This window comes from Nonomuraea fuscirosea, assembly GCF_035917475.1.
GTDB lineage: Bacteria > Actinomycetota > Actinomycetes > Streptosporangiales > Streptosporangiaceae > Nonomuraea > Nonomuraea fuscirosea.
The window spans coordinates 9,146,770-9,171,076 of record NZ_CP109074.1 but is presented as its reverse complement, the minus strand read 5'-3'; the positions used below and the strand labels follow the sequence as shown (position 1 = coordinate 9,171,076).

Below are 24,307 nucleotides of genomic sequence, written 5' to 3'. Positions count from 1 at the left end.
CCCAAGTCCCCCGTAGCTAGTTCTACCTGCGGGAATGGCACTTCCCTCAGTCGCAGGGAAGTGTCCGGACTTGATGGACTATTTGCCGAAAATCACCGCATAAGGCGACGAATGATCCAGACGAGGGCGAGCAGCGCCACGAGCGCTCCGGCGACCGGCGCCAGCCGCTTCAGCAGCGGCTGCCCGGCGATACTGAGCAGGTCGAGCGCCTCCTCGTCGGGCGTGCGCGAGGTGCGCAGCGGCGCCGCGGGCCGCACTTCCTGCTCGGGAGCCGGCGGCACCGCGCTCAGGTGCCGCTCCTCCTCCTGGCCCTGCTCCTGGGGCACCGGCTCGACCGTGGGCTCGGAGATCAGCGCGGCCAGGTTGTCGGCGAACCGCTCGATGAGCTTGCCGCCGACCTCGGCCATGACGCCCCGCCCGAACTGCGCGGGCCGGCCCGTCACGTTGAACGACGTCTCCACCGTGACCAGCGTGGCCTCGTCACGCTCCTGCAAGCGGGCCTTGACCGTGGCGGAGGCGGTGCCCGAACCCCTGGCCTCCTTGCCCGACGCCTGGATGGTGAGCGTATAAGAGTCTTTGTCCACGTCCTGGAACTTGGCCGTGCCCCGGTAGGTGACCGTGATCGGGCCGACCTTGACCTTCATCCTGCCGGTGAACTCGTCGCCCTCGAAGATGTCGAGAGTCGCCCCCGGCAGGCACGGCGCGACCCGTTCGACGTCGAGCAGCACCGCCCAGGCCTGCTCGATCGGAACGGGAACAGTGAACTCGTGCTCGAACCGCATCGCCATCGATCCGCTCCTTCTCCCAGTGCCTGTGACGATATGCCGCAGCGGGGGCGCCCCGGAAGAGGCGCCCCCGTCACATAGCGCGCCAGATAGCGCGTCAGATCGCGCGTCGGCTCACGGTGAGGCCGTCGCCGTCCGCACCGCGCGATGGGTCAGCACCCTGGCCAGATGCCGCCGGTAGTCGGGCTGGGCGTGCAGATCGGCGGGCGGAGAGGTGTCGGCCGCCGCCTCCTCGCACGCCTGCCGTACCTGGTCGCCCAGTTCCACGCCCTGGAGGGCGGCCTCGGTGGCACGGGCGCGCACCGGGGTCGCCCCCATGTTGGTCAGCCCGATCCTGGCCTCGGCGATGGAACCGTTGGAGCGCCTGACCGCCGCCGCCACGCCGACGATGGCCCACGCCTGCGCGGTCCGGTGGAACTTCTCGTAGTGGAAGCCCCAGCCCGCGCCCAGTTTCGGCACCTTCACCCCGGTGAGGATCTCGCCCTGCCGCAGCGCCGACTCCCAGTAGTCGACGAAGAACGCGGCCGCCGGGATCTCCCGCTCGCCCTGCGCCGAGGCGGCCACAAACACCGCCTCCAGCGCCAGCGCCACCGCCGGCAGGTCGCCGGCCGGATCCGCGTGCGCCAGCGAGCCGCCGAACGTGCCCCGGTGCCTGATCGCCGGATCGGCCACCTGGGCCGCGGCCAGCGCCACCAGCGGGCAGCCGTCCCGCACCACGGGCGAGCGCAGCACCTCGTCGTGGGTGGCCATCGCGCCGATGAAGACGTGGTCGCCGCGGTCGTGCACGCCCTTCAGCTCCGCGATCCGGCCGACGTCCACCAGCTTCGACGGGTAGGCCAGCCGCAGCCGCAGCAGCGGCAGCAGCGACTGGCCACCGGCCAGCACCTTGGCGTCCTCGTCCGAGGCGAGCGCCTGGCACGCCTGCTCCAGCGAGCTCGGACGCTCGTAGTCGAACTGAGCGGGAATCATCGCCGCACTCCTTCCAGGGCCCGCCAGACGCGCTCGGGCGTGCACGGCATCCGCACGTCCTCGATCCCGTACGGGCGCAGCGCGTCCACGACCGCGTTCACCACGGCCGGGGTCGAGGCGATCGTGCCCGCCTCGCCGACGCCCTTGGCGCCCAGCGGGTTGCTGGTCGCCGGGGTCTCGGTCCGGTCGAGGGTGAACATCGGCAGGTCGGCGGCCGACGGCAGCAGGTAGTCGGCCATCGTGGTGGTGAGCAGGTTGCCCTCGGCGTCGTACGTGGCCTCCTCGAAGAGCGCCTGCGCGATGCCCTGGGCGATCCCGCCGTGTACCTGGCCCTCCACGATCAGTGGGTTGACGACCTTGCCGATGTCGTCCACCGCCACGTACGAGCGCAGCTTCACCATGCCCGTCTCCGTGTCGACCTCCACCGCGCACAGGTGGGTGCCGTGCGGGAAGGAGTAGTTGTCCGGGTCGAACGTGGCGTCGGAGTCGAGGTTCGGCTCGACCCCTTCCGGCAGGTCGTGCGCGGTGAAGGTGGCGTAGGCCAGCTCCTGGATCGTCTTGCTCGAATCCGTGCCGCGCACCTTGAACGCCCCGGCCTCGAACTCCAGGTCGTCCGGCGAGCACTCCAGCACGTACGCGGCCAGCTTGCGCGCCTTCTCCTTCACCTTCTCGCACGCCTTGAGCACCGCGACCCCGCCGATGACCAGCGAGCGCGAGCCGTAGGTGTCCATGCCCTTGTGCGCGATCGCCGTGTCGCCGTGCAGCACCGTGACGTCCTCGAACGGCACGCCGAGCGCGTCGGCCACGATCTGGCTCCACGACGTCACGTGGCCCTGCCCGTGCGGCGAGGTGCCGGTGATGACCTCGACCTTGCCCGTGGGCAGCATCCGCACCGAGCCGTGCTCCCAGCCGCCCGCGCCGAAGTTCGCGTCCGCGAGCCACCGCGACGGGGCCAGCCCGCACATCTCCGTGTACGTGCTGACGCCGATCCCGAGCTGCACCGGGTCGCCCCGGTCCCGCCGGTCGGCCTGTTCGGCGCGCAGCTTGTCGTAGCCGAACAGCGACAGCGCCCGGTCGGTGGCCGCCTCGTAGTTGCCCGAGTCGTAGGTCAGGCCCGAGATCGTGGCGTACGGGAACTCCTCGTGCCTGATCCAGTTGCGCCTGCGCACCTCGATCGGGTCCACGTTCACCGCGGCCGCGAGCTCGTCCATCATCCGCTCGATGAGGAACGTGGCCTCCGGCCGGCCCGCCCCGCGGTAGGCGTCCGTGGGCATCTTCGTGGTGAACACGCCCGTGCAGTTGAACTGGTAGGCGTCCATCTTGTAGATCGCGTTGCACATCGACGCGCCCAGCAGCGGGATGCCCGGCGTGAGCAGCATCAGGTACGCGCCCATGTCGGCCAGCAGGCTGACCTGCAGCCCTCTGATGCGCCCGTCGGCCTCGGCGGCCAGCCGTACATGCTGGATCTGGTCGCGGCCGTGGTGCACGGTCAGGTTGCCCTCGGAGCGCGACTCCGTCCACTTGACCGGCCGGCCCAGCTTGCGGGCCAGCAGCAGGCAGAGCACCTCCTCCGCGGTGACCTGCAGCTTCGAGCCGAACCCGCCGCCCACGTCGGGCGCGATCACCCGCAGCTTGTGCTCGGGGATGCCGGTGACCACGGCCAGCATGACCCGCAGCACGTGCGGGATCTGCGTGGACGACCACAGCGTGAACGACTCGCCGTCGGTGTCGGCCAGGATCGCCCGCGGCTCCATCGCGGTCGGGATGAGCCGCTGCTGGACGAAGGTCCGGTCGACGACGACGGGCGCGTCCCTGAACGCGGCCTCGATGTCGCCGAAGTCGGCCGTCATCTCGTACGCCTTGTTGCCCGTCTCGTGCACCTTCGGGCTGTCCGCCGACAGCGCCTGGGTCATGTCGACCACCGCGGGCAACGGCTCGTAGTCGACCTCGATCGCCTCCAGCGCGTCGGCCGCCCGGTAGCGGTCTACCGCGATCACGCAGGCCACGGCCTCGCCCACGTACCGGACCTCGGAGACCGCCATCGGCGGGTGATCGGGGATCACGATGTCCTCGGTGACCGGCCACGCGCACGGCAGGCTGCCCTGCTCGGCGGCGAGGTCCTGGCCGCTGAAGGCCGCCACGACCCCGGGAAGGCCGCGCGCCCCCGACACGTCCACCCCGGTGATCCTGGCGTGCGCCATCGGGCTGCGCAGGAACGTCACGTGCAGCATCCCAGGACGCGACAGGTTGTCCGTCCACTGCGTGCGCCCGGTCAGCAGCTTGGCGTCCTCTTTGCGCCTACGCGGCTGTCCCACCTCCTGAACGGTCACGGCGTGCTCACCGCCTGACCCATCTCCTGCGCGCCCTTGCGGACGGCGCGCACGATGTTGCAGTAGCCGGTGCAGCGGCAGAGGTTGCCCTCCAGCCCCTGTCTGATCGTCTCTTCAGAAGGCTCAGGGTCCTCCCTGAGCAGGTCTATCGCGGCCATGACCATGCCGGGCGTGCAGTAGCCGCACTGCAGCGCGTGCTCCTCGTGGAAGGCCCGCTGCATCGGGTGCATCTCACCGGCCGCGCCCAGGCCCTCGATCGTGACGACGTCGCCGCCGTCGGCCTGCACGGCCAGCACCGAGCAGCTCTTGACGCTCTTGCCGTCGAGCATCACCGTGCAGGCGCCGCAGTTACTGGTGTCGCATCCGACCGGGGTTCCGGTCTTGCCCAGTCGTTCTCGTAGGAGATGAACGAGCAGGAGTCGCGGCTCGACTTCCTCCTCGTACGCGATCCCGTCGACAGTGACGGTGATTCGGGGCATACGTCCTCCCTCATTGAGCAGGGGGGGAAAGGCGGACACTCCGAACCTACGCCGGTGTTCTTACCGGTCAAGGGTCACTTACCGCGGACCACCCGCGCGACGATCGCGACCAGCCCCGCGAAGGCCAGTCCCAGCACCATCACCCCGACCAGAATCAGCGGATCACGGATCGTGCGTGTCACCGTCAGAATGCCCAGAACGATGAAGAGCACACCGCTGAGCAGGGCCATCCAGTCCGTCCTGTGCACCCGCCTGGGCCGCTCGACCTCACGCCGCACGCCGCACCTCCATGTCGCCGACGCCGCCCTTCAGGTTCAGCACAATGGTGGAGACCTTGCCCTCCGGCTTCGTCTCCGGCTCCAGCACCTTGTCCGAGCGCACCTGCACCCCGCCCTTGAGCGACTGGTCGATGACGATGTCGCCGATCTTGTTGGTGGCGTGCACCTCGACCCTGGCCGTCGGCGGCACGATCACCACCAGCTCGCCCGCCGACACCGCGGCGTTGAACGTCACGTGCGTCCCCGGCGGCAGCCGCAGCTCCGACAGGTCCAGCCGGCCGTCTCCCAGGCCCACGTCGTAGAGCTGGTTCGCCTCGGCGACGCTGGTCGGCGTCCACTCCGCCGGGCCGATGTTGCGCGGCAGGCCGCCGAGCACCAGCCCCATCGCCATGATCAGCGCGATCGCGGTGCCCGCGGCCACCAGACCGGCGCCCCGGCCCCACCAGGCGGCGATGAGCAGACCCGCGCCGACCGTGATGAGCATGGCGCCACCGACGACGGTCGGGCTCACTCCGCCGGCCGAGTTGGCTTGGACCGCCACGACGATCCCTCCAATGATGATTGCCAGCAGGATGGTGATGGCGCCGATGTACGAGGTGGGCCTGCGCTCCCGCTGTTTGGGCGGGATCGGGCGGCCGTACAGGGCGGGGTCGTAGGGGGAGTAGCCGCCGGCCCGCTTGGCCGGGTCGAGCGGCTGGTAGGGGCCGTTCGGCGCGAACGGCTCGCCGTAGCTGGAGTAGTCGCGCGCGGTCGGAGGGCCGGGGCGGTAGGCGGGGCGGTGCCGCTCCGGTGCGGCGTCGGGGCGCGGCGGCCCAGGCACGGCATGCTCGGCGGTCACCGCCTCCGGCGACACGTCCCGGTCCTCGCGGGCGGCCTGGCGGGCCTGGTAGGCCGCCTCCCTGGCGCTGTCGGCCGCCGCCCGCAACTCCTGGACGGCCTCCCGCTCCTGCCCGGCCGGTGCCGTGCTCCTGGTCGGTACGTCGCTCGCCGCCGCGCTCTCGTTCGGCTCGTTCGCCGCCGCCGCGCTCTCGTTGGACGCGTCCGCCGCCGCCGCGCTCTCGTTGGACGCGTCCGCCGCCGCCGCGCTCTCGTTGGACGCGTCCGCCGCCGCCGCGCTCTCGTTCGGCGCGTCCGCCGGTGCCGCGCTCTCGGAGGCGCTCATCGCCGCCGCCGCGGCGGCGGTCTCGGCCGGAGCCGCGGTCGTGGCCGGGGGCCGCTCCTGGCCGGCCGCCGGCTCCCGTCCCGCACGCGCCGGCGTGACGGCCTCGTCCACGCCTTCGCCCGCCGGGTACGGGCGCGGGGCGCGGGGGACCGGCGTGGTCGGCGGGGCCGGGGAGAAGTGCGCGGCGGGCCGCTCGCCCTGCCGCCTGAGCAGCCGTTCCGGCATCGACCTGGCCAGTCCGAGCAGATCCACCCCGCTGGAGTGGGCGGCCAGCAGCGACACGGCCAGGAACACCCCGACGACCAGCGTCCCCGTGTCGAGCCAGACCGTCGCCAGGTTGAGCGCCACCCCGAACGCCAGCACCGCCGTCAGCAACGCCATCACGGCCTCGGCGTCGAAGTCGCGCCGCGTCCACTGCTCGATGAACCCGGGCCGGCCGTTCGGCTCCTTCATCAGCAGGAACGCCGCCAGATAGAGGAACAGCCCGACCCCGGAGCCCAGCAGCAGCACGGCGACGCCCACCCGGAACACCACGGGGTCGATGCCGGTGTAGCGCCCCAGGCCGGCGCAGACTCCCATGAGGAAGCGCCCCTCGCTGCTGCGTCGCAGCTCACGGGGGGGAGCGGCCGGTTGCCTGGGCGGAGCTTCTGTCATGCCTACCATCGTGGACCCACGCGCGGGCCGCTCGCATCCGGGAGACCCCTGACCCGACCCGGGGGTTGTTCCCTGATGCTCGAATGTCCCCGGCATGTGACTATGGCCATGTTATGGCTGACCAGAAGATTCTCGCCGAGCAGAGCGGCGACACGCCCTACCGCCGGATGATGCGCCCCATGGAGGGGCGCCTGCTCGGCGGCGTCGCCCAGGGGCTGGCGTCCCAGCTCAAGCTTGATCCGGTGGTGATCAGGCTGATGTTCGTGCTGCTCACCGTGATCCACGGCGTCGGCGCGGTGGCGTACGCCGTGTTGTGGATGATCACGCCGCGGCAGCCGCACCAGGGGCAGCAGCCGCAGCGGGACTGGAGCCAGCTGGCCGCGTTCAGCGCGATCGGGGTGGCGCTGCTGGCGTTCGGCTGGCTGACGGGGGCCTCGCAGGGCGGCATCGGCATGCTGCCGTTCGCCGCCGGCGGAATCGGCGCGCTGATCCTCTGGCAGCAGGCCGACCCGGAACGCCGCAAGGGCTGGGTCAGCGGCGCCACGCTCAGCATGCGCAAGAACCGGGTGCGCACGCTGCTGGGCGTCGGCCTGGTCGTGGTCGGCGCGACCGGATTCCTGGCCGCGGAGGGCGAGCTGCCGCAGATCAGGGACAGCCTGCTGTTCACCGTGGTCGTGGTCGGCGGTCTGGCGGTCATCGCCGCCCCCTGGCTGGCGGGCCTGTGGAAAGAGCTGCAGCTGGAGCGGCGCGAGCGCATCAGGCAGGAGGAGCGGGCCGAGGTCGCGGCCATGGTGCACGACTCCGTGCTGCACACGCTCACGCTGATCCAGCGGGTCGCGCACGACCCGCGCGAGGTGTCGCGGCTGGCCCGGTCGCAGGAGCGCGAGCTGCGCAACTGGCTCTACCAGCCGGCGCAGGACGCCGACGCCACGGTGGCGGCGGCCGTCCGCAGGATCGCGGCCGAGGAGGAGGACTCGCACGGGGTGCCGATCGAGGTCGTCTGCGTGGGGGACATCGCCCTCGACGCGGCGGGCAAGCTGGCGGCCACGCTCAAGGCGGCCCGGCAGGCGATGGTGAACGCGGCCAAATACTCTGGGAGCCCCTCTATTTCCGTTTATGCGGAAGTAGAGGGTGAAGAGGTCACGATTTTCGTGAAGGATCGGGGCAAGGGGTTCGACCTTGAGGCGGTGCCGCTCGACAGGATGGGGATCAGGGAGTCCATCATCGGGAGAATGGAACGTCACGGAGGTGCGGCCCGCGTTCGCACGGAGCCCGGTGAGGGCACGGAAGTGATGTTGACGATGAAGGTGGAGAAGGCATGACGCGCGTACTGATCGTCGACGATCACCGGCTGTTCCGATCGGGCGTGCGCGCCGAGCTCGGCGACTCCATCGAGGTGGTCGGCGAGGCCGAGGACGTCGACAGCGCGGTCAAGGCGATCGCCGAGCACCAGCCCGACGTGGTGCTGCTCGACGTGCACATGCCCGGTGGCGGCGGCCAGGAGGTGCTGCGCCGGGTGCTGGGCGCCGGCTCCCAGGTGCGCTTCCTGGCGCTGTCGGTCTCCGACGCCGCCGAGGACGTCATCGGGGTGATCAGGGGCGGGGCCCGCGGCTACGTGACCAAGAACATCAGCGGCAAGGAGCTGACCGACGCCATCCGCCGGGTGGCCGACGGCGACGCGGTGTTCTCGCCGCGGCTGGCCGGGTTCGTGCTGGACGCGTTCGCCTCGTCGGAGGCGCCGTCCATCGATCCCGAGCTCGACTCGCTGACGCAGCGCGAGCGGGAGGTGCTGCGGCTGATCGCGCGGGGTTACGCGTACAAGGAGATCGCCAAGGAACTGTTCATCTCGGTCAAGACCGTGGAGACCCACGTGTCGTCCGTCCTGCGCAAACTCCAGCTCTCCAACCGCCACGAGCTGTCCCGCTGGGCCACCGCGCGACGCCTCGTCTGATTCATCCCTTACGCCGGTCCCGCCAAGTTTTGGGGGGACTTGGACCGTTACAGGATAGTTATCGGGATTTCGCCCACGAAACTCCCGTCTCCGTTGTCACACAAGGAGGTAGTCGAAGCACTTAAGTCCAGGAGTAACCCCTTTGAAGCGCGTCACCCGGATGCTTCCGGCTCTGCTCGCTCTGGCCGCCGCCACGGCATGTGCGGCGGAGAGCGTCCCCGCTCCACAGCCCGGCCCCCGAGCCGTATCAGTGGCCCAGAGCACCACTGGCCCCACCGGTGGCCCCACCATCGCTGCGACCGGGGCCCCCGCCGCCGGTGCTGTCGCCGCGCCGGCGAAGAAGGCGAAGCTGGAGATCGCCGACATCACCCCCATGGGGGAGAAGACGGAGAAGGTGGGGATCGGGTTCCCGATCATCGTCACCTTCGACCGTGACGTCAAAGACAAGGCCGCGGTCGAGGGCCTGCTCGACGTCGAACCGGACAAGCCGGTCGAGGGCGCCTGGCGCTGGGTGTCCCCGCGCAAGGTCATCTACCGGACGAAGACGTACTGGAAGCCGTACCAGAAGGTGCTCTTCACCGCGCGGCTGTCCGAGTTGCCGGGCAACGAGAAGACCAAGGACGTCTCACGGCGCTTCGCGGTCGGCTCCAAGCACATCTCCGTGGTCAACACGCGGAACCACACGATGAAGGTCTACCGCAACGGCAAGCTGGCCAAGAAGATCGCGATCAGCGCCGGCAAGGGCGGCTTCGTCCGCAACGGCGTCGACGTGTACCTCACCACCAGCGGCACCCATCTCACGATGGGCAAGAAGGAGGTCGAGACCATGACCTCCTCCTGGATGGGCGTGACGGATCCCAAGGATCCGCGCTACTACAAGGAGGAGATCCCGTGGGCGGTGCGCATCTCCGACAGCGGCGAGTACGTGCACCAGAGCGCCGGCTACTACCAGTTCCTCGGGCGCTCGAACCAGAGCCACGGCTGCGTGCGCGCCACTCCGGCCGGCGCCAAGTGGTTCTACACGATCGCCCAGCGCGGTGACGTCGTGAAGATCACCGGCACCAAGCGCAAGCTGCAGTGGAACAACGGCTGGAGCTACTGGCAGCTCAACTGGACCCAGTGGAAGAAGGGCAGTGCCCTCAAGCCCTGACCCTGGCAGCACATGACGAGGGGCCGCTCATCCCGCAAGGGAAAGCGGCCCCTTCGTCATGCTGCACCCTTTCAGGGTCAGAGCTTCTCCAGGGGGGCGTAGGCCAGCAGGAGGGTCTTCTCCCCGCCGCTGCCGAAGTCGATCTTCACCTTGGTCTTCTCCGCGACCCCGTCCACGGACACCACCGTGCCCAGGCCGAACGCGTCGTGCGTGACCCGGTCGCCGGGCGTCAGGGAGGGGATCTTGCGCCCGCCGCTCTTGGCCGGGGTCGGGCGCGCGGCCGGCTCGCGCTTCGTGGCGGCGCTCCAGGCGGACTTCTCCGGGTCGGTACGCCAGTCGATCAGCGTGCCCGGCACCTCGCTGACGAACCGCGAGGCCGGGTTGAACGACGGTGCCCCCCACGAGCTGCGCACGGCCGCCCGGGTCAGGTAGAGCCGCTTCTGCGCCCTGGTGATGCCGACGTAGGCCAGCCGCCGCTCCTCCTCCAGCTCCTTGGGCTCGCCCAGGGACCGGATGTGCGGGAACACGCCGTCCTCCATGGCCGTCAGGAACACGACGGGGAACTCCAGCCCCTTGGCGGTGTGCAGGGTCATCAGGGTGACCACCCCCTGCCCGCCGTCGGCTTCGGGGATCTGGTCGGCGTCGGCCACCAGCGACACCTGCTCCAGGAACTCCACCAGCGTCCCCTCCGGATTGGCCTGCTCGAACTCGGAGGCCACGGAGACGAGCTCGTTGAGGTTTTCCAGGCGCGACTCGTCCTGCGGGTCCTCCGACGCCTCAAGCTCGGCGCGGTAGCCGGTGGCCACCAGGATCTCCTCGGCCAGCGCGGACGGCGGCATGCCCTCGGCCTTGACGATCAGCTCCTCGAGCATCGAGACGAACTCGCGGATGGCGTTGAGCGAGCGGGTGGCCATCCCGTACGCCTCGTCGGCCCGGCGCAGCGCGTCCCAGAACGGGATCTGCTCGCGTGAGGACAGCGCCTCGACCATCGCCTCGGCCCGGTCGCCGATGCCGCGCTTGGGCACGTTGAGGATGCGCCGCAGCGACACCACGTCGGCCGGGTTGGCCAGCACCCGCAGGTAGGCCAGCAGGTCCTTGACCTCCTTGCGCTCGTAGAAGCGCACCCCGCCGACGACCTTGTAGGGCAGGCCGGTGCGGATGAAGATCTCCTCGAACACGCGGGAGGCGGCGTTGGTGCGGTAGAAGACCGCGACCTCGCCCGGCTTGACGTCCTCCTCGTCGCTGAGCCGGTCGACCTCCTGAGCCACGAACATGGCCTCGTCGTGCTCGTTGTCGGCCACGTAACCCACGATCTTGGGCCCGTCGCCCTGGTCGGACCAGAGGTTCTTGGGCTTGCGCGACTCGTTGCGCGAGATCACCGCGTTGGCCGCGGCCAGGATGTTCTGGGTGGAGCGGTAGTTCTGCTCCAGCAGGATGGTGCGGGCGTCGGGATAGTCGCGCTCGAACTCCAGGATGTTGCGGATCGTCGCGCCGCGGAAGGCGTAGATCGACTGGTCGGCGTCGCCCACCACGCACAGCTGCGACATGTCGGCGCCGGAGCGCACCAGCTCTCCGTCGCCGGTGTGCAGCTCGGGATGGCCGACCAGCTCCCTGATCAGGATGTATTGGGCGTGGTTGGTGTCCTGGTACTCGTCGACCAGCACGTGCCTGAACCGCATCCGGTAGTGCTCGGCCACCTCGGGGAAGAGCTGGAACAACGTCACCGTGTTCATGATGATGTCGTCGAAGTCCATCGCGCCGGCCTCGGTCAGCTTGAGCTGATAGGCCTTGTACGCCTGCGCGAGCGTCTTCTCCAGGTGCGAGCCGGCCCGGTCGATCGCGGTCTCGTAGTCGACCAGCTCGTTCTTGAAGTTGCTGACCTGGGCCGAGAACGAGCGCGGCGGATAACGCTTGGGGTCGAGCTCCATCTCCCTGCAGACCATGGCCATGAGCCGCTGGGAGTCGGCCTGGTCGTAGATCGAGAAGCTGGACGGGAAGCCCAGCCGCTTGGCCTCCCTGCGCAGGATGCGCATGCAGGCGCTGTGGAACGTCATCACCCACATCGCCTTGGACCGCGGCCCGACGAGCTTGTCGATGCGCTCCTTCATCTCCCTGGCGGCCTTGTTGGTGAAGGTGATCGCCAGGATCTCGCCCGGATGCACCTCGCGTTCGGCCAGGAGATAGGCGATGCGGTGCGTGAGCACCCGCGTCTTTCCCGAGCCCGCCCCGGCCACGATGAGCAGTGGACTGCCGTGATGGATCACGGCCTCGCGCTGTTGCGGGTTGAGGCCGTCGAGCAAGGGGTGGTCAACAGAGACTTGGGTCGGCACCTACCTAGGTTAAGACGCTCCACCGACATTCGGCGCCCGGAATGCCTCCGGCAGGGTGCCGGTTGTCTCCCATGGAAGGTCCAGAGAGGGGAATCATGCTGCCGGAGAGCGAGATCAATCGGGTGCTCGTCGTGACCGCCCACCCGGACGACGCCGATTTCGGCTCGGCGGGCAGCGTGGCGCTGTTCGTGGACCGGGGCGTCGAGGTCACCTACCTGCTGGTCACGGACGGTGACGCGGGCGGCAACGAACGCGAGCTGGACAACTCCGGCATGGCGGAGCTGCGCAGGACCGAGCAACTGGCCGCGGCCAAGGCGGTCGGGGTCACCGACGTGCGCTTCCTCGGCCGCTCCGACGGCCAGGTGGTGCCCTCGCTGGACCTGCGGCGCTCGATCGCCAGGGTCATCCGCCAGGTCAGGCCCGACCTGGTCATCACCCATCATCCCGACCGCAACTATCAGTTCATCGCCCCCAGCCATCCGGACCACCGCGCCGTGGGCGGCGCCACCCTGGACGCGGTCTATCCGGACGCGCGCAACCCGTACGCGTTCCCTGAGCTGATCAAGGAGGAGGGGCTGGAGGCGTGGACCGTCCGTGAGGTGTGGCTGACCGGGGGCTCCACCCCCAACCACTTCGTGGACATCACCGAGGCCGTGGACCGCAAGCTCGCGGCCTTGCAGTCACACGTCAGCCAGGTCGCCCACGTCGACGGCTTCGCCGACTTCGTCAAGAGCCGCTTCGCCGCGTGGGCGAAGCAGGCCGGCTTCGGCGACGACCGCTACGCGGAGGGTTTCCAGGTCGTCCCCACGGCCTGACCCCCGCGACCCCCGTCACCTGGGGACGGTCAGGGGACGGAGCCGGGCGGCACCACCCAGAGCGACGGCTGCCCCGTCACCTCCGAGATGATGTCGAAGGCGTGCCCGTAGTGCAGGATCGTCGCCCCGTGCACCTCGGCGCAGGCGGCGATCAGCAGCTCGTCGGGGCCGATGCCGCGGTGCTGGGAGATCTCGACGAGCTGCCGCTGCACGACCATGGCCCGGGTCTGCACCTCCTGGTCGACCGGTAGCAGGATGCACTGCCGCTGGGCGTGCACCATGCGCTGGTAGTGGCCGTAGTCGCGGGCGCTGTAGAACACCTCGAGATCCACGACGCTGCAGGTCGCCACGGCCCTGGCCGCGTAGAGCGGCTGGAGGGCCTTGGCGATCACCTCGCTGGCCCTGATGCGCGCCAGCGCGCTCTTGTCGAGCAGGTACATCAGTCCCGTCGTCGCCACACCTGCTTCGTGATCTCCGGATCCAGCAGGTCCGGGCTCCCCTCCGTGCGCCAGAACTCGAACGCTCTGATCGCACACTCCTTGTCCGCGTCCTTGTCGACCACTCCGCGCAGCGCGGCGTGGACCGTTTCTCTCATGGTCGGCGTACCAAGCTTCTGCTGAGCCGCTTCCAGCAGTTCCTGGTCGATGTCGATGACCGTACGCATGCAACAGCACCTCCGTACCTCCGGCGTATCCGAGTTTCCGTGTTCATCCGTGCATTTCGGGCATGCGGCCAGCCCGAACCGGGGCGGGTTCGAACTAGGCGCCTCGGAGACCGTAAAGCCTGGACAAGCGCAGGTCACAGCGGCACCGGGTGAGCGGTGGAGAAAATCCTGCCGTTAGGTGAAAGCCCTTATCCCGCACGAGACAGATGATCCACCGTGACCCGTTTTGTCGATCATCTTCCGCGATCACCATTTACTGCGAAAAGGTGTCAACCCGTCTTCTCGGATATGTCGCCCTCGCGCTTGGCGGCGATCCTGGCGAAAAGGTAGCCGAGCGAGTTGGTGGCGAGATGCAGCATGGCCGGGGTGAGCAGGCCGCGGCGGCGGCGCAACTCGCAGAACAGCACCCCGGCCGCCGCCGTGGACACGACGCTGCCCGCGACCACCCTCGCGGTGTCGAGACGCCCGGGGGCCTCCCCGGCCGTCAGGGCGCCGAGCGCGGGGTTGGCGCGCGCCATGTCGATCGCGGGCAGGATGTGCCAGAGCCCGAACAGCGTGGAGGAGACCGCCGTCGCGGCGGCCGTGCCCCGGCGGCGCCGCACCATGCCGTACAGGGCGCCGCGGAACCCGACCTCCTCCAGCAGAACCGTGCCCAGCGGCACCTGGACCAGCGCCTCCTCCAGAACACGGGCACTCGACAGCGACAGGGCGCGCTCGTCGCGGAAGAACGGCCTGGTGCGAGGCGTGAGGATGCCGACGGTGTAGACGGCGGCCACGCCCGCCGCCAGCGCACCGCCGGCCACGGCGCCCCGGCGTCCGTGCTCGAACCCGATCTCCTGCCAGGACAGGCCGGAACGGCGGGCCATCGCGACGAGCGCGGCCGTGGCCACGGTGGAGGTCAGCGGGCCCAGGCGCGGGGCGATCTTGTTGTTCATCACGTTGGCGGCGGTGAGCACGACGATCGAACGAAGCAGCACCCTTGCAGGCTACGCAATCCCCCGAAACCGTCGGTGCCACCACCCGATCCACCCCAAGCCACCAAGCAACCGCCCTCAACCCGCCCAGACATCCCACGCGACGCTCCCAGGACCGTCCGTCCAGGCCACGCGACGCTCCCAGGACCGTCCGTCCAGGCCACGCGACGGCCCCAGGACCGTCCGTCCAGGCCACGCGACGATCCCGAGACCGTCCAGGCTGGGCATGTGATGGTCCTGAGGCCGCCCGGACGGTCTGTGCGATGGGGTCGGGGCCGCTCGGGCAGGCTGCGCGATCGTCCCCGACCATCCGGAGAGCCGCTTGGGCGGGGTCAGGAGGCTGCGGGGCGGCGGTAGGTTTCGGGGGAGCGGGCGCGGCGGCGTTCTTCCGGGGTGAGGCCGCCCCAGATGCCGTCCGACTCTCCGGCTCGTAAGGCGTAGGAACGGCACTCCTGGATGACCTGGCAGCCGGCGCAGACCGCCTTCGCTCTGGTCACCTGCAACGGCGTGGGGGCGAGGGGGAAGAAGAGGTCAGGGTCGCTGGATCTGCACGCCCCCCTGCGCAGCCAGCCGATCTCCTCCAGTTGCATGGGTCAAAGGTAGAGCGTGATCATGATCCACCACATCATTCTCCGGGTTGACTCTCATGTACGTCCTACGGTTTGATCCCGCGCCCGCCACGTAGACCCTGCGCAGGCGTCAGTACATATCCGGGCATGTCACCGCATGCATTTCGGCGGACCAGTCGCCCACCTCGGCACCAGTGCACTTGCGGCGGTAATCCACCTAAGCAGGCGTTCATCCTCTAGAGGCGTGCGCATTTCGGCGGGCGTGCACCCCTCAGCGGGCGTCCACCCTCAGTGGGCGTGCACTTCCAACAGTCGTCCGCGGTCAGCAGGCGTCCACGCCGTCCCGGTAGCCCGTCGCGAAGGACGACTGGCGTTGCTCGGCCGTCCCGTGGGCCGCCGGGTCGAGCCAGTTGTCGGTCGGGTCGCCCGCCGCCTCCAGGCTCAGCAGCAGCTCGTCCTCGTCGCCCGCCTCAGCCGTCAGCGCCCCCGAGCCGACCAGGGCGGACAGCGTGCCGCCCGCGTAGCAGTCGGCCTGCAGCTCCATCTGCACGTTGAGCCGGAAGCTCGTCTGCAGCTGGGCCTGGACGGCGTGCCCGAACTCGTGCGGGATGATCACGTAGACCGAGCCGTCGCCCATCTCGCTCCACAGCGACTCCATCCAGTCCTGGTCATAGGCGATGAAGTGGCCGATCGGGCAGTAGAAGGCATTGTTCGGTACGGACTGCTCCTGTCCGCAGGACGGCCCGGACGTCCCCGAATAGGGGATGAAGTCGGCGATGGGGCGGTAGGTCTCGCCGAGCTGCTGGAAGTGCTGCGTCCAGAACTGCTCCGTGAGCGTACGCGCCGTGCGGATGTCGTCCTCGAACGAGTCGGCCCCCTGGCGGTCCATCGACCGCGGGGCGACGATGCCGCAGCCGGCGACCAGCAGCACCAGTACGGCCGCGAGCCGGGCGAGGGCGGCGCGGGAGGTCGGAGCGGGGGAGGTCCGGTCACGCGTCACGGGTTTCACGCATTCCAGGTGTACGGGGTGGTCGGTCGGCATCCGGCTTCATGTCCCAGCCGTGCGGGGTCGGGGTGGGCACAGCTTCACGCATCCCAGGTGCCGGGTTGGTGCTGTGCATCCCGTTTCACGTATCCCATGGGTGAAGGGGTGGTTCGTGGGCACTGGCCTCATCTGTCCAGCCGGGCGGGGGATGGTCGGTGTGCGTGGTTCTCACATGTCCCAAGTGTGCACGGGGTCGTTGGTGTGCATGCGTTCGATGTACTCCAGTGTCATGCCGCGCAGCGCCTCGTGTCGATCACCCCTCCGCGCCCGTACCTGCTCCACCTGCCACGTGGCCCCCGTGCGCCCGGTCAGGCACCGTCCCTCGATGACCGACAGCAGCCGGTCCGCCACGTGGCCGTGCACGCCCCACCTGACCAGGCCCTCGTGGGCCAGGGGCAGCAGCCGCCGCAGGATCAGCTCGGCGGCCGGCACCTCGCCCAGCCCGGGCCAGTACAGCCGCGCGTCCAGCCCGTGCCGGGCCGCCGCGGCCAGATTGTCCTCGGCCGCGCGGAACGACATCTGGCTCCAGATCGGACGCTCGTCGTACGGCAGCATGCGCATCAACCCGTAGTAGAAGGCCGCGTTGGCCGAGATGTCGGCCACGGACGGCCCGGCGGGCAGCACCCGGTTCTCCACCCGCAGGTGCGGTACCCCGTCGACCACCGCGTACACCGGCCGGTTCCACCGGTAGATGGTGCCGTTGTGCAGGGTGAGCTCGTGGAGTTGGGGGATGCGGCCCAGGCCGAGTTCGGCGCGCGGGTCCTCCTCCTCGCACAGAGGCAGCAGCGCCGGGTAGTAGTTGACGTTCTCCTCGAACAGGTCGAAGACGCTGGTGATCCACCGCTCCCCGAACCACACCCTCGGCCGCACGCCCTGCGCCTTCAGCTCGGCCGGACGCGTGTCCGTGGCCTGCTCGAACAGCGCGATCCTGGTCTCCCTGCGCAGTTCCTTGCCGAACAGGAACGGCGAGTTCGCCGCCACCGCGACCTGGGGCCCGGCGATGGCCTGGGCGGCGTTCCAGTGCGCGGCGAACATCTCGGGGCTGACCTGCAGATGGAGCTGCACACTCGTGCAGGCGGCCTCGGGCGCGAGGCTGTCGGCGCGCGTGTCGAGGCGTTCGACGCCCTCGATGGAGATGTGCAGGTCCTCGCCCCTGGCCGCGAAGATCTGCTCGTTCAGCAGGCGGTAGCGCGGGTTCGCCGACAGGATGCCCTCGCTGACGTCCTGCTCGCGCAGCGTGGGCAGGATGCCGATCAGGACCAGGTGGGCGTCCTCGGAACGGGCGCGCTCGTTGGCGTGGTTGAGCCGGGCCCTGACGTCGTTCTCCAGGCGCAGGGCTCCGTCACCGGCCAGGTCCTGGGGCTGGACGTTGATCTCGACGTTGAACTGGCCCAGCTCCGTGGCCCAGTCGGGCTCCGCGATGGCGGTGAGCACCTGGGCGTTGCGCATGGCGGCCTTACCGAGGGCGTCCACGATGTTGAGCTCGATCTCCAGGCCGGCCAGCGGGTGGTCGAACTCGAAACGTGATTCCCGCAGCATCTGGGCGAAGACGTCGAGACACTGATGGACCTTTTCGCGATATTTCCGGCGGTCGTCCCTGCTGAACACGACGACTGGTACATCTCTGCCCATAACTCGAAATGTCGCACGTCAAAGCCGACAAGACCAGTGCCCGAATGTGAAAGACCGGGTCCAGCCCGCATGACGGAGCCGGCGCCGTCCCTTCACGTGCGGAGGTTGTCCACAGGCCGTCCGCGAGCCGGGTCCGGGATGGTTAGGGTTCAGGCATGCGCGTTTTGATAACTGGCGGGGCGGGATATATCGGCAGCACGATCGCATCGGCGTGCCTCGACGCCGGGATCGAGCCGGTCATCCTCGACAGTCTCGTGACGGGGCGGCGGGAGTTCACCGAGGGCCGGGTGTTCTATGAGGGGGAGATCAGCGACGGGCCACTGATTGACCGGATATTTACCGAAAATCCGGATATCGAGGCTGTCATCCATTGCGCGGCGCTCATCGTGGTCCCCGACTCCGTGGCCGACCCCATCGGCTACTACCGCGCCAACGTCGCCGAGAGCCTGGAGCTCGTCGACCACCTGATCCGCAACGGGTGCACCCGCATGATCTTCAGCTCCTCCGCGTCGATCTACCGCGCCGGCGACGACCACACGGTCACCGAGGAGTCCGCGCTCGACCCGCAGAGCCCGTACGCGCGGACGAAGGCCGTCTGCGAGGGCATGTTCGCCGACATCGCGGCCGGCGCGCCGATCCGGATCCTGTCCCTGCGCTACTTCAACCCGATCGGCGCCGACCCCAAGATGCGCACGGGTCTGCAGTTGCGCCGCCCGAGCCACGCCCTGGGCAAGATGATCGAGGCGTACGAGGACGGCGTCCCGTTCCGGATCACCGGCACCGGCTGGCCGACCGCCGACGGCACCGGCATCCGCGACTACATCCACGTCTGGGACCTGGCCACCGCCCACGTCGCCGCGCTGGAACGCTTCGACGGGCTGGAAGCCGACGTGATCAACCTGGGCACCGGCGCGGGCACCACCGTCCGCGAGCTGGTCGACGCCTTCAACCGGGTCGTGGACCGTCCGGTCGAGGTCGTCGAGGCCCCGGCCAGGCCCGGCGACGTCGTCGGCGCCTACACCCGCAGCGACCTGGCCCACCGCCTGCTCGGCTGGCGGGCCCGCCACTCGATCGAGGAGGGGATCCGGCATTCGCTCGAATGGGCCACTCTGCGCGACTCCCGCCTGACCTGACCCGCCCCGGCACCCCACTGGCCTCCGGGGCGCCGGGAGTGGTGCTCTTATGTGGCTGGGGCCGGAGTCAGCCGGTGATGGCGCCGATGGAGCTCTCCGCGAGCTGGTCCGGCACCTCGCTGTCCTCGCCGAGGTCCTTGGCGTCGATCCACAGGTCCTCGGCCGGCGCCTTGATGGTGACCTTGGAGCCCCAGCCGATGTACTGGGTGGAGGTGCTGGAGCGGTACTTGCCGAGGACGCCGAAGTCCATGGTCCAGTTCGAGCGCAGCTCCCTGACCAGCCCCTTGGAGTTGACCGACAGCGCGTACTCAATCTTGATCTTGCCCAGCTTGCCGCCGAGCTTCTGGCCGTGCGAGGCCGCGGCGAGCTGGTCCTGGGTCAGCGCGCCCTTGTACGTGCCGCCCTTGACGCTCTTGGCCTTCGCCACCAGCACCTTGAGCACGCCCGGCTGGAACACGTCGATCATCTGGCTGTACGTGGCCCCCGCGGCCACGCCCGGGTAGCGCACCCACTTCTTGCCCTCGGGCAGGTCCTGGCTGAAGGCGCCGCCCTGGACGTAACTGTGGCCGCCGATCGTGATGACGCGCGGCGGCGCAACCTGGGCGGCGGCCTTGGGCGCCTGGTTCTTCAGGTCGGAGGCCACGACTCCGGACTTGCCGAAGAGGAAGGTCCCGCTGCTCTTGCTGGTCGAGGACTTCTTGCCGTCCACGGCCAGCCGCGCCGTCTCGACGATGCGCACGCCCTTGCCCGCGACGAACTGCTTCTTCAGCGCCTTCACGGGGTCCGCGGGAGCGGCGTGGGCCGGCGCCGCGGTCACGAGCGCGGCGGCCGTCGTCAACGCGAGGCCCGCGAGAATTCGCTTCATGGGTTTTCCTTCGCTTCAAAGAAGAGGGAAGCAGCAGCCTGCCAATGGAAGATCACGACCCTATATCGAGAAACTGGCCATATGCCCCCGAATCGGTGCACTTCCGGTGCACGTCCCCCCTGAAGAAGTGAGATCACCGTCACATAGTGGAAGAACCACGACCCGATGACCTGGTCAGGTCAAGCTTCGGGCTAGGCTTCACTGGCGGAAACGCCCGGCACGCATCCCCGAGCGTAGGAGCTCGCCGTGAAAGGGCAGGCACGATGCCAGCGAACGGCGAAGCGGACGCGACCGTCAGTGCCGTTGCCCGGGCCGCCGAACATCAGTCGCAATGGAAGAGGACGGACCCTCGTGGACCTGTTCGAACATCAAGCGAAGGAGCTCTTCGCTGACTACGGCATCCCGGTGCCACGTGGCATCGTCGCCCACACCGTGGAGGAGGTGCGGTCGGCGGCCACGGAGCTGACCGGCCGCGTCGTCGTCAAGGCCCAGGTCAAGACCGGCGGCCGCGGCAAGGCCGGCGGCGTGAAGGTGGCCGACGACGCCGCCGACGCCGTCACCAAGGCCGAGGCCATCCTCGGCATGGACATCAAGGGCCACACGGTCCACAAGGTCCTCGTGGAGGAGGCCAGCGCGATCGCGGAGGAGTACTACTTCTCCTTCCTGCTCGACCGCGCGAACCGTACCTTCCTCGCCATCTGCTCCGCCGCGGGTGGCATGGACATCGAAGAGGTCGCCCACACCTCGCCCGAGCAGGTCGCCAAGGTGCCGGTCTCGGCGCTGACCGGCGTCGACCGCGCGAAGGCCCGCGAGATCGCGGCGGCCGGCGGCCTGCCGGAGAAGTCGCTCGACGGCGCCGCCGAGCTCATCGAGAAGCTCTGGTGCTGCTTCGTCGACGAGGACGCCACGCTGGTCGAGGTCAACCCGATGATCCTGTCGGCCGACGGCCAGGTGAAGGCCCTCGACGGCAAGGTCACGCTGGACGAGAACGCCGCGTTCCGCCAGACCGACCACGAGGCGCTGGCCGACAAGGCCGCCGAGGACCCGCTCGAGGCCAAGGCCAAGGAGAAGGACCTCAACTACGTCAAGCTCGACGGCGACGTCGGCATCATCGGCAACGGCGCGGGCCTGGTCATGTCCACCCTCGACGTGGTGGCCTACGCCGGTGAGGCGTTCCCCGGCAAGCCGTCCCCCGCCAACTTCCTCGACATCGGCGGCGGCGCCTCGGCCGAGGTCATGGCCGCGGGCCTGGAGATCATCCTCTCCGACCCGAGCGTCAAGTCGATCTTCGTGAACGTCTTCGGCGGCATCACCGCCTGCGACGCCGTCGCCAACGGCATCGTCTCGGCGTTCAAGCTGCTGGAAAGCCGCGGCGAGGCCGTCACCCACCCGTTGGTGGTCCGCCTCGACGGCAACAACGCCCAGCTCGGGCGGCAGATCCTGGCCGACGCCGCGCTCCCGCGCGTCGAGCTGGTTGACACGATGGACGAGGCGGCCAAGCGTGCCGCCGAGCTCGCTGCGGTAGGTGCGTGACCCATGGCCATCTGGTTGACTGAGAACAGCAAGATCATCGTTCAGGGCATGACCGGCGGCGAGGGCACCAAGCACACCCGCCGCATGCTCGCCTCCGGTGCCCGCGTCGTCGGCGGCGTCAACGCGCGCAAGGCCGGCACCACGCACGAGGGCCTGCCCGTGTTCGGCACGGTCAAGGAGGCCATCGCGCAGACCGGCGCCGACGTGTCGGTCGTCTTCGTGCCGCCGGCGTTCACCAAGGACGCGGTCATCGAGGCCATCGACGCCGAGATCCCGCTCGTCGTGGTGATCACCGAGGGCGTGCCGGTGCACGACTCGACGGCTTTCTGGGCGTACGCGGTCGAAAAGGGCAACAAGACCCGCATCATCGGCCCCAACTGCCCGGGCATCGCCTCTCCCGGCGCCTCCAACGCCGGCATCATCCCCGCCGACATCACCACCGCCGGCCGCATCGGCCTGGTCTCGAAGTCCGGCACGCTCACGTACCAGCTCATGTACGAGCTGCGTGACTTCGGCTTCTCGACCGCCGTCGGCATCGGTGGCGACCCCGTCATCGGCACCACTCACATCGACGCCCTCCAGGCCTTCCAGGAGGACCCGGGCACCGACGCCATCGTCATGATCGGCGAGATCGGCGGCGACGCCGAGGAACGGGCCGCCGCCTACATCGAGCAGCACGTCACCAAGCCGGTCGTCGCCTACGTCGCGGGCTTCACCGCCCCCGAGGGCAAGACGATGGGCCACGCGGGCGCCATCGTGTCCGGCTCGGCCGGCACCGCGCAGGCCAAGAAGGAAGCGCTGGAGAAGGTCGGGGTCCGCGTCGGCAAGACTCCGTCCGAGACGGCTCGTCTCATGCGCGAGATCATGCAGGCTCGCTGACGGGCTCCGCTCCGTCCGCACCACGTCTCACCGTTTTTCGCCAGGGCCTCGCTCGATGCGGGGCCCTTCGCGTTTCCCGCACCCTCCGGCGAAGCGCCCCTGACGGGTTTCACCGTCCGGTGGAACGCGCGGGACGGCTTAAACCGGTCAGACGGAACGCGCGGGACGGCCTCAGCCCGTCCGGTGGAACGCGCGAGAGGGCGCCGCTGCCCGTGCGGAGGCGCACAAAGTGGGTGACGGGCGGCGCGTCAACCAAGCTTCGGTCGGGAAAGCTTGAGAAAATCGCCTACTGTGACGGCGATTCTCGACCAGCTGCGTACCGCCCCCCGGTCGGTGCTCGGCAAGCTCCCCGGGGTCTCGAGCGACGACGACGAGACACGGCGGCCGCTGCCGGTGTCGGGAATGCTGGCCGCCGCCTGCACCCTCGGCGTCGGCCTGGCCGCACTCACCACACTCACCCTGGTCGGCTGGATCGCCGCGCCACGCGGCGCGCTGGGCGCGGGCCTGCCCGGAGTGTTCAGAACGGCGGCCCAGCTCTGGCTGGCCGCCCACCACGCCGGGTTCGCGATCCCCGGCGGACGCGTCGGGCTGCTGCCGCTCGGGCTGATGATCCTGCCCGCCATGCTGCTCTACCGCGCGGGCCGCTGGATGGCCCGCGACGCCGACCTGCGGTTGCGGCTGCCCGCCCGGCTGCCCAAGAACAGCCCGAAGGAGCAGGCGGGTGCCCGCCGCCGGGCCCAGCTCGTCGTGGTGATGCAGGCCGGGGTGTCGCTGGCGGCCCCGTACGCGCTGCTCGCCGGACTGATCGCGCTCGTCGCGAGCAACGAGATCACCCAGCCCTTCATCGGCGAGGCGCTGCTCAGCCACTTCGTGCTGGCGTTCCTGTGCGGCGCGCTGGCCACCGCGCGCATGATCGGGCCGTGGCGGGTGATGCTGCGGCTGCTGCCCGAACGGGTGCGCGCGCTGACGGTCGGCAGCGCGGTCGCCACGGCGGTGCTGCTCGTGGCCGGGCTGGCGCTGGTGCTGGTCGCCGTCGTACTGAACTTCGGGCAGGTCAAGCAGCTGTCCGACGTGCTCGCGCCCGGGTTCGTCGGCGGGGTGCTGCTGGCGCTGGTCCAGCTCCTCTACCTGCTCAACGCCGTCATCTGGGCCTTCTCCTACATCGCCGGGCCCGGCTTCGCCATCGGCGCCGAGACCCTGGTCGCGCCGACGGGCGTGCAACTCGGCACCGTGCCGAGCCTGCCACTGCTGGGGGCGCTGCCGGAGAGCGGGCCTGTGCCGGCGTGGATGATGGCGGTGATCGCGCTGCCGTTCGCGGCCGGGGCCGTGGCGGGCGTGATGGTGGCCAGGATCGCGCCTTCGCCGTCGTACGAGGCCGCGCCGCTGTGGGGGTTCATCAGCGGGGTGTCGACCGGGCTGGTGGCCGGGTTGCTGGCGGCGCTGTCCGGCGGGCCCATCGGCGGCGGGCGGCTGGCCACGGTCGGGCCCTCGCCCTGGGAGGTGGCGCTGTCGGTCGCGATCGAGGTCGGGGTGGCGGCCGGCATCTCGGCGGGCGTGACCAACCTGCTGTTGATCAACAAACGGGCCAGGACCCCGCTCGACAAGGCGGCCGCTCCCGTACGCAAGGCCGGCGCCGCCATCGCCAAGGCGGCCAGCAAGGTCGGGCTGGCCGAGTCCGACCCGCGCCCGCTGCCCGGCCACTGGATGGACGCCACCGAGGCCGACACCCAGGAGATCCCGGTCATCAGGGACGACTGGCAGGACGAGCACGCCTCCGCCGAGGCCGAAACCCTGGCCCAGGCCCGGCCTCGCCCGCCGGAACCCGAACCCGCCGCCCGCCCGCCCCGCAAGGACATCGTGGACGAGTCGGACGACCGAGGCGGACACGTCATCTACGTCGACCCGTACGCCTGGGACCGCGACTGACACGGCCGATTCCGCCACGTCGCCTCCTACGCCCTTTGCGACCGCGCCTGACACGACGAGGTGCTTCAGGACGTTCCGCTACGTCGGCCCCTGCACCCCTGGGATCGTGAGTGACATGGCGAGGCGTCTAAGCTTGTTCTTTATCCTCCGGATCGTTGTAGGGCTGCGAGGGTCCGGCCGCGTT

At 69.7% G+C, this 24,307-nt stretch carries 22 protein-coding genes; 8 read left to right on the top strand and 14 right to left on the bottom strand.

Features of this window, described 5'->3' with window-relative positions; translation table 11 throughout:
• Nucleotides 1–92 precede the first annotated feature (92 nt).
• The 6 genes from OIE67_RS41675 to OIE67_RS41650 form a co-directional block, all read right to left on the bottom strand.
• A complete protein-coding gene (locus tag OIE67_RS41675) occupies nt 93–788 on the bottom strand; it encodes an SRPBCC family protein (RefSeq protein WP_326630874.1) in 696 nt (231 codons plus the stop codon).
• Between the two features lie 111 nt (nt 789–899).
• The gene (locus tag OIE67_RS41670; RefSeq protein ID WP_326630871.1) at nt 900–1,754 is read right to left on the bottom strand and encodes an FAD binding domain-containing protein; all 855 of its coding nucleotides are present in this window, start codon (nt 1,752–1,754) and stop codon (nt 900–902) included.
• Nucleotides 1,751–4,084 (bottom strand): xanthine dehydrogenase family protein molybdopterin-binding subunit, encoded by a 2,334-nt coding sequence (locus OIE67_RS41665; protein ID WP_106236241.1) that lies wholly within the window; start codon nt 4,082–4,084, stop codon nt 1,751–1,753. Before OIE67_RS41665 ends, OIE67_RS41670 begins: the two co-directional genes overlap by 4 nt.
• Nucleotides 4,081–4,563 (bottom strand): (2Fe-2S)-binding protein, encoded by a 483-nt coding sequence (locus tag OIE67_RS41660; protein WP_326630868.1) that lies wholly within the window; start codon nt 4,561–4,563, stop codon nt 4,081–4,083. Before OIE67_RS41660 ends, OIE67_RS41665 begins: the two co-directional genes overlap by 4 nt.
• A 74-nt stretch (nt 4,564–4,637) precedes the next feature.
• Nucleotides 4,638–4,841, bottom strand: a complete 204-nt coding sequence (locus OIE67_RS41655) for a hypothetical protein (RefSeq protein ID WP_326630866.1) — start codon at nt 4,839–4,841, stop codon at nt 4,638–4,640.
• Nucleotides 4,831–6,657, bottom strand: a complete 1,827-nt coding sequence (locus OIE67_RS41650; RefSeq protein WP_326630864.1) for a PspC domain-containing protein — start codon at nt 6,655–6,657, stop codon at nt 4,831–4,833. The genes OIE67_RS41655 and OIE67_RS41650 overlap by 11 nt, the downstream gene beginning before the upstream one ends.
• A 113-nt stretch (nt 6,658–6,770) precedes the next feature.
• Between OIE67_RS41650 and OIE67_RS41645 the strand changes: the two genes are divergently transcribed.
• From OIE67_RS41645 to OIE67_RS41635, 3 genes are all read left to right on the top strand, one after another.
• On the top strand, nt 6,771–7,979 hold the full coding sequence (locus OIE67_RS41645; RefSeq protein WP_326630862.1) for an ATP-binding protein: 1,209 nt from the start codon (nt 6,771–6,773) through the stop codon (nt 7,977–7,979).
• On the top strand, nt 7,976–8,608 hold the full coding sequence (locus OIE67_RS41640) for a response regulator (protein WP_106236251.1): 633 nt from the start codon (nt 7,976–7,978) through the stop codon (nt 8,606–8,608). Before OIE67_RS41645 ends, OIE67_RS41640 begins: the two co-directional genes overlap by 4 nt.
• A gap of 142 nt (nt 8,609–8,750) precedes the next feature.
• Entirely contained in the window at nt 8,751–9,758 is a 1,008-nt protein-coding gene (locus OIE67_RS41635; protein ID WP_326630860.1) for a L,D-transpeptidase, read from the top strand.
• A 77-nt stretch (nt 9,759–9,835) separates the two neighbouring features.
• On the opposite strand, the gene pcrA is transcribed toward OIE67_RS41635, so the two are convergent.
• Complete coding sequence (gene pcrA / locus OIE67_RS41630) at nt 9,836–12,058, bottom strand: DNA helicase PcrA (protein ID WP_326645641.1); 2,223 nt, start codon at nt 12,056–12,058, stop codon at nt 9,836–9,838.
• Between the two features lie 125 nt (nt 12,059–12,183).
• Between pcrA and OIE67_RS41625 the strand changes: the two genes are divergently transcribed.
• Nucleotides 12,184–12,903, top strand: a complete 720-nt coding sequence (locus OIE67_RS41625) for a PIG-L deacetylase family protein (protein ID WP_326630858.1) — start codon at nt 12,184–12,186, stop codon at nt 12,901–12,903.
• A gap of 29 nt (nt 12,904–12,932) precedes the next feature.
• On the opposite strand, the gene OIE67_RS41620 is transcribed toward OIE67_RS41625, so the two are convergent.
• The 6 genes from OIE67_RS41620 to OIE67_RS41595 form a co-directional block, all read right to left on the bottom strand.
• On the bottom strand, nt 12,933–13,361 hold the full coding sequence (locus OIE67_RS41620; RefSeq protein ID WP_326630856.1) for a PIN domain-containing protein: 429 nt from the start codon (nt 13,359–13,361) through the stop codon (nt 12,933–12,935).
• Nucleotides 13,343–13,567, bottom strand: coding sequence for a type II toxin-antitoxin system VapB family antitoxin (locus OIE67_RS41615; RefSeq protein ID WP_326630854.1), 225 nt, complete (start codon nt 13,565–13,567; stop codon nt 13,343–13,345). The genes OIE67_RS41620 and OIE67_RS41615 overlap by 19 nt, the downstream gene beginning before the upstream one ends.
• Before the next feature lie 269 nt (nt 13,568–13,836).
• Nucleotides 13,837–14,544 carry a CPBP family intramembrane glutamic endopeptidase gene (locus OIE67_RS41610; RefSeq protein WP_326630852.1) on the bottom strand — a complete coding sequence of 236 codons (708 nt, stop codon included), beginning with the start codon at nt 14,542–14,544 and terminating at the stop codon, nt 13,837–13,839.
• Nucleotides 14,545–14,873: 329 nt separating this feature from the next.
• Entirely contained in the window at nt 14,874–15,131 is a 258-nt protein-coding gene (locus OIE67_RS41605) for a WhiB family transcriptional regulator (RefSeq protein WP_326630849.1), read from the bottom strand.
• 301 nt (nt 15,132–15,432) lie between these two features.
• Entirely contained in the window at nt 15,433–16,110 is a 678-nt protein-coding gene (locus OIE67_RS41600) for a neutral zinc metallopeptidase (protein WP_326630848.1), read from the bottom strand.
• A gap of 213 nt (nt 16,111–16,323) precedes the next feature.
• Nucleotides 16,324–17,787 (bottom strand): glutamate--cysteine ligase, encoded by a 1,464-nt coding sequence (locus OIE67_RS41595; protein ID WP_326630846.1) that lies wholly within the window; start codon nt 17,785–17,787, stop codon nt 16,324–16,326.
• 155 nt (nt 17,788–17,942) lie between these two features.
• Here OIE67_RS41595 and galE point away from each other — a divergent pair, with 155 nt between their 5' ends.
• Nucleotides 17,943–18,920 (top strand): UDP-glucose 4-epimerase GalE, encoded by a 978-nt coding sequence (galE, locus tag OIE67_RS41590; protein WP_326630844.1) that lies wholly within the window; start codon nt 17,943–17,945, stop codon nt 18,918–18,920.
• A gap of 67 nt (nt 18,921–18,987) precedes the next feature.
• Here galE and OIE67_RS41585 read toward each other — a convergent pair whose 3' ends face one another.
• Nucleotides 18,988–19,785 (bottom strand): hypothetical protein, encoded by a 798-nt coding sequence (locus tag OIE67_RS41585; protein WP_326630842.1) that lies wholly within the window; start codon nt 19,783–19,785, stop codon nt 18,988–18,990.
• Between the two features lie 351 nt (nt 19,786–20,136).
• On the opposite strand from OIE67_RS41585, the gene sucC reads away from it, so the two are divergent.
• The 3 genes from sucC (at nt 20,137) to OIE67_RS41570 (ending at nt 24,123) form a co-directional block, all read left to right on the top strand.
• On the top strand, nt 20,137–21,318 hold the full coding sequence (gene sucC / locus OIE67_RS41580; protein WP_106236273.1) for an ADP-forming succinate--CoA ligase subunit beta: 1,182 nt from the start codon (nt 20,137–20,139) through the stop codon (nt 21,316–21,318).
• A gap of 3 nt (nt 21,319–21,321) precedes the next feature.
• Nucleotides 21,322–22,197, top strand: a complete 876-nt coding sequence (gene sucD, locus OIE67_RS41575) for a succinate--CoA ligase subunit alpha (protein WP_106236274.1) — start codon at nt 21,322–21,324, stop codon at nt 22,195–22,197.
• Between the two features lie 291 nt (nt 22,198–22,488).
• On the top strand, nt 22,489–24,123 hold the full coding sequence (locus OIE67_RS41570; protein ID WP_326630839.1) for a cell division protein PerM: 1,635 nt from the start codon (nt 22,489–22,491) through the stop codon (nt 24,121–24,123).
• Nucleotides 24,124–24,307: the final 184 nt, after the last annotated feature.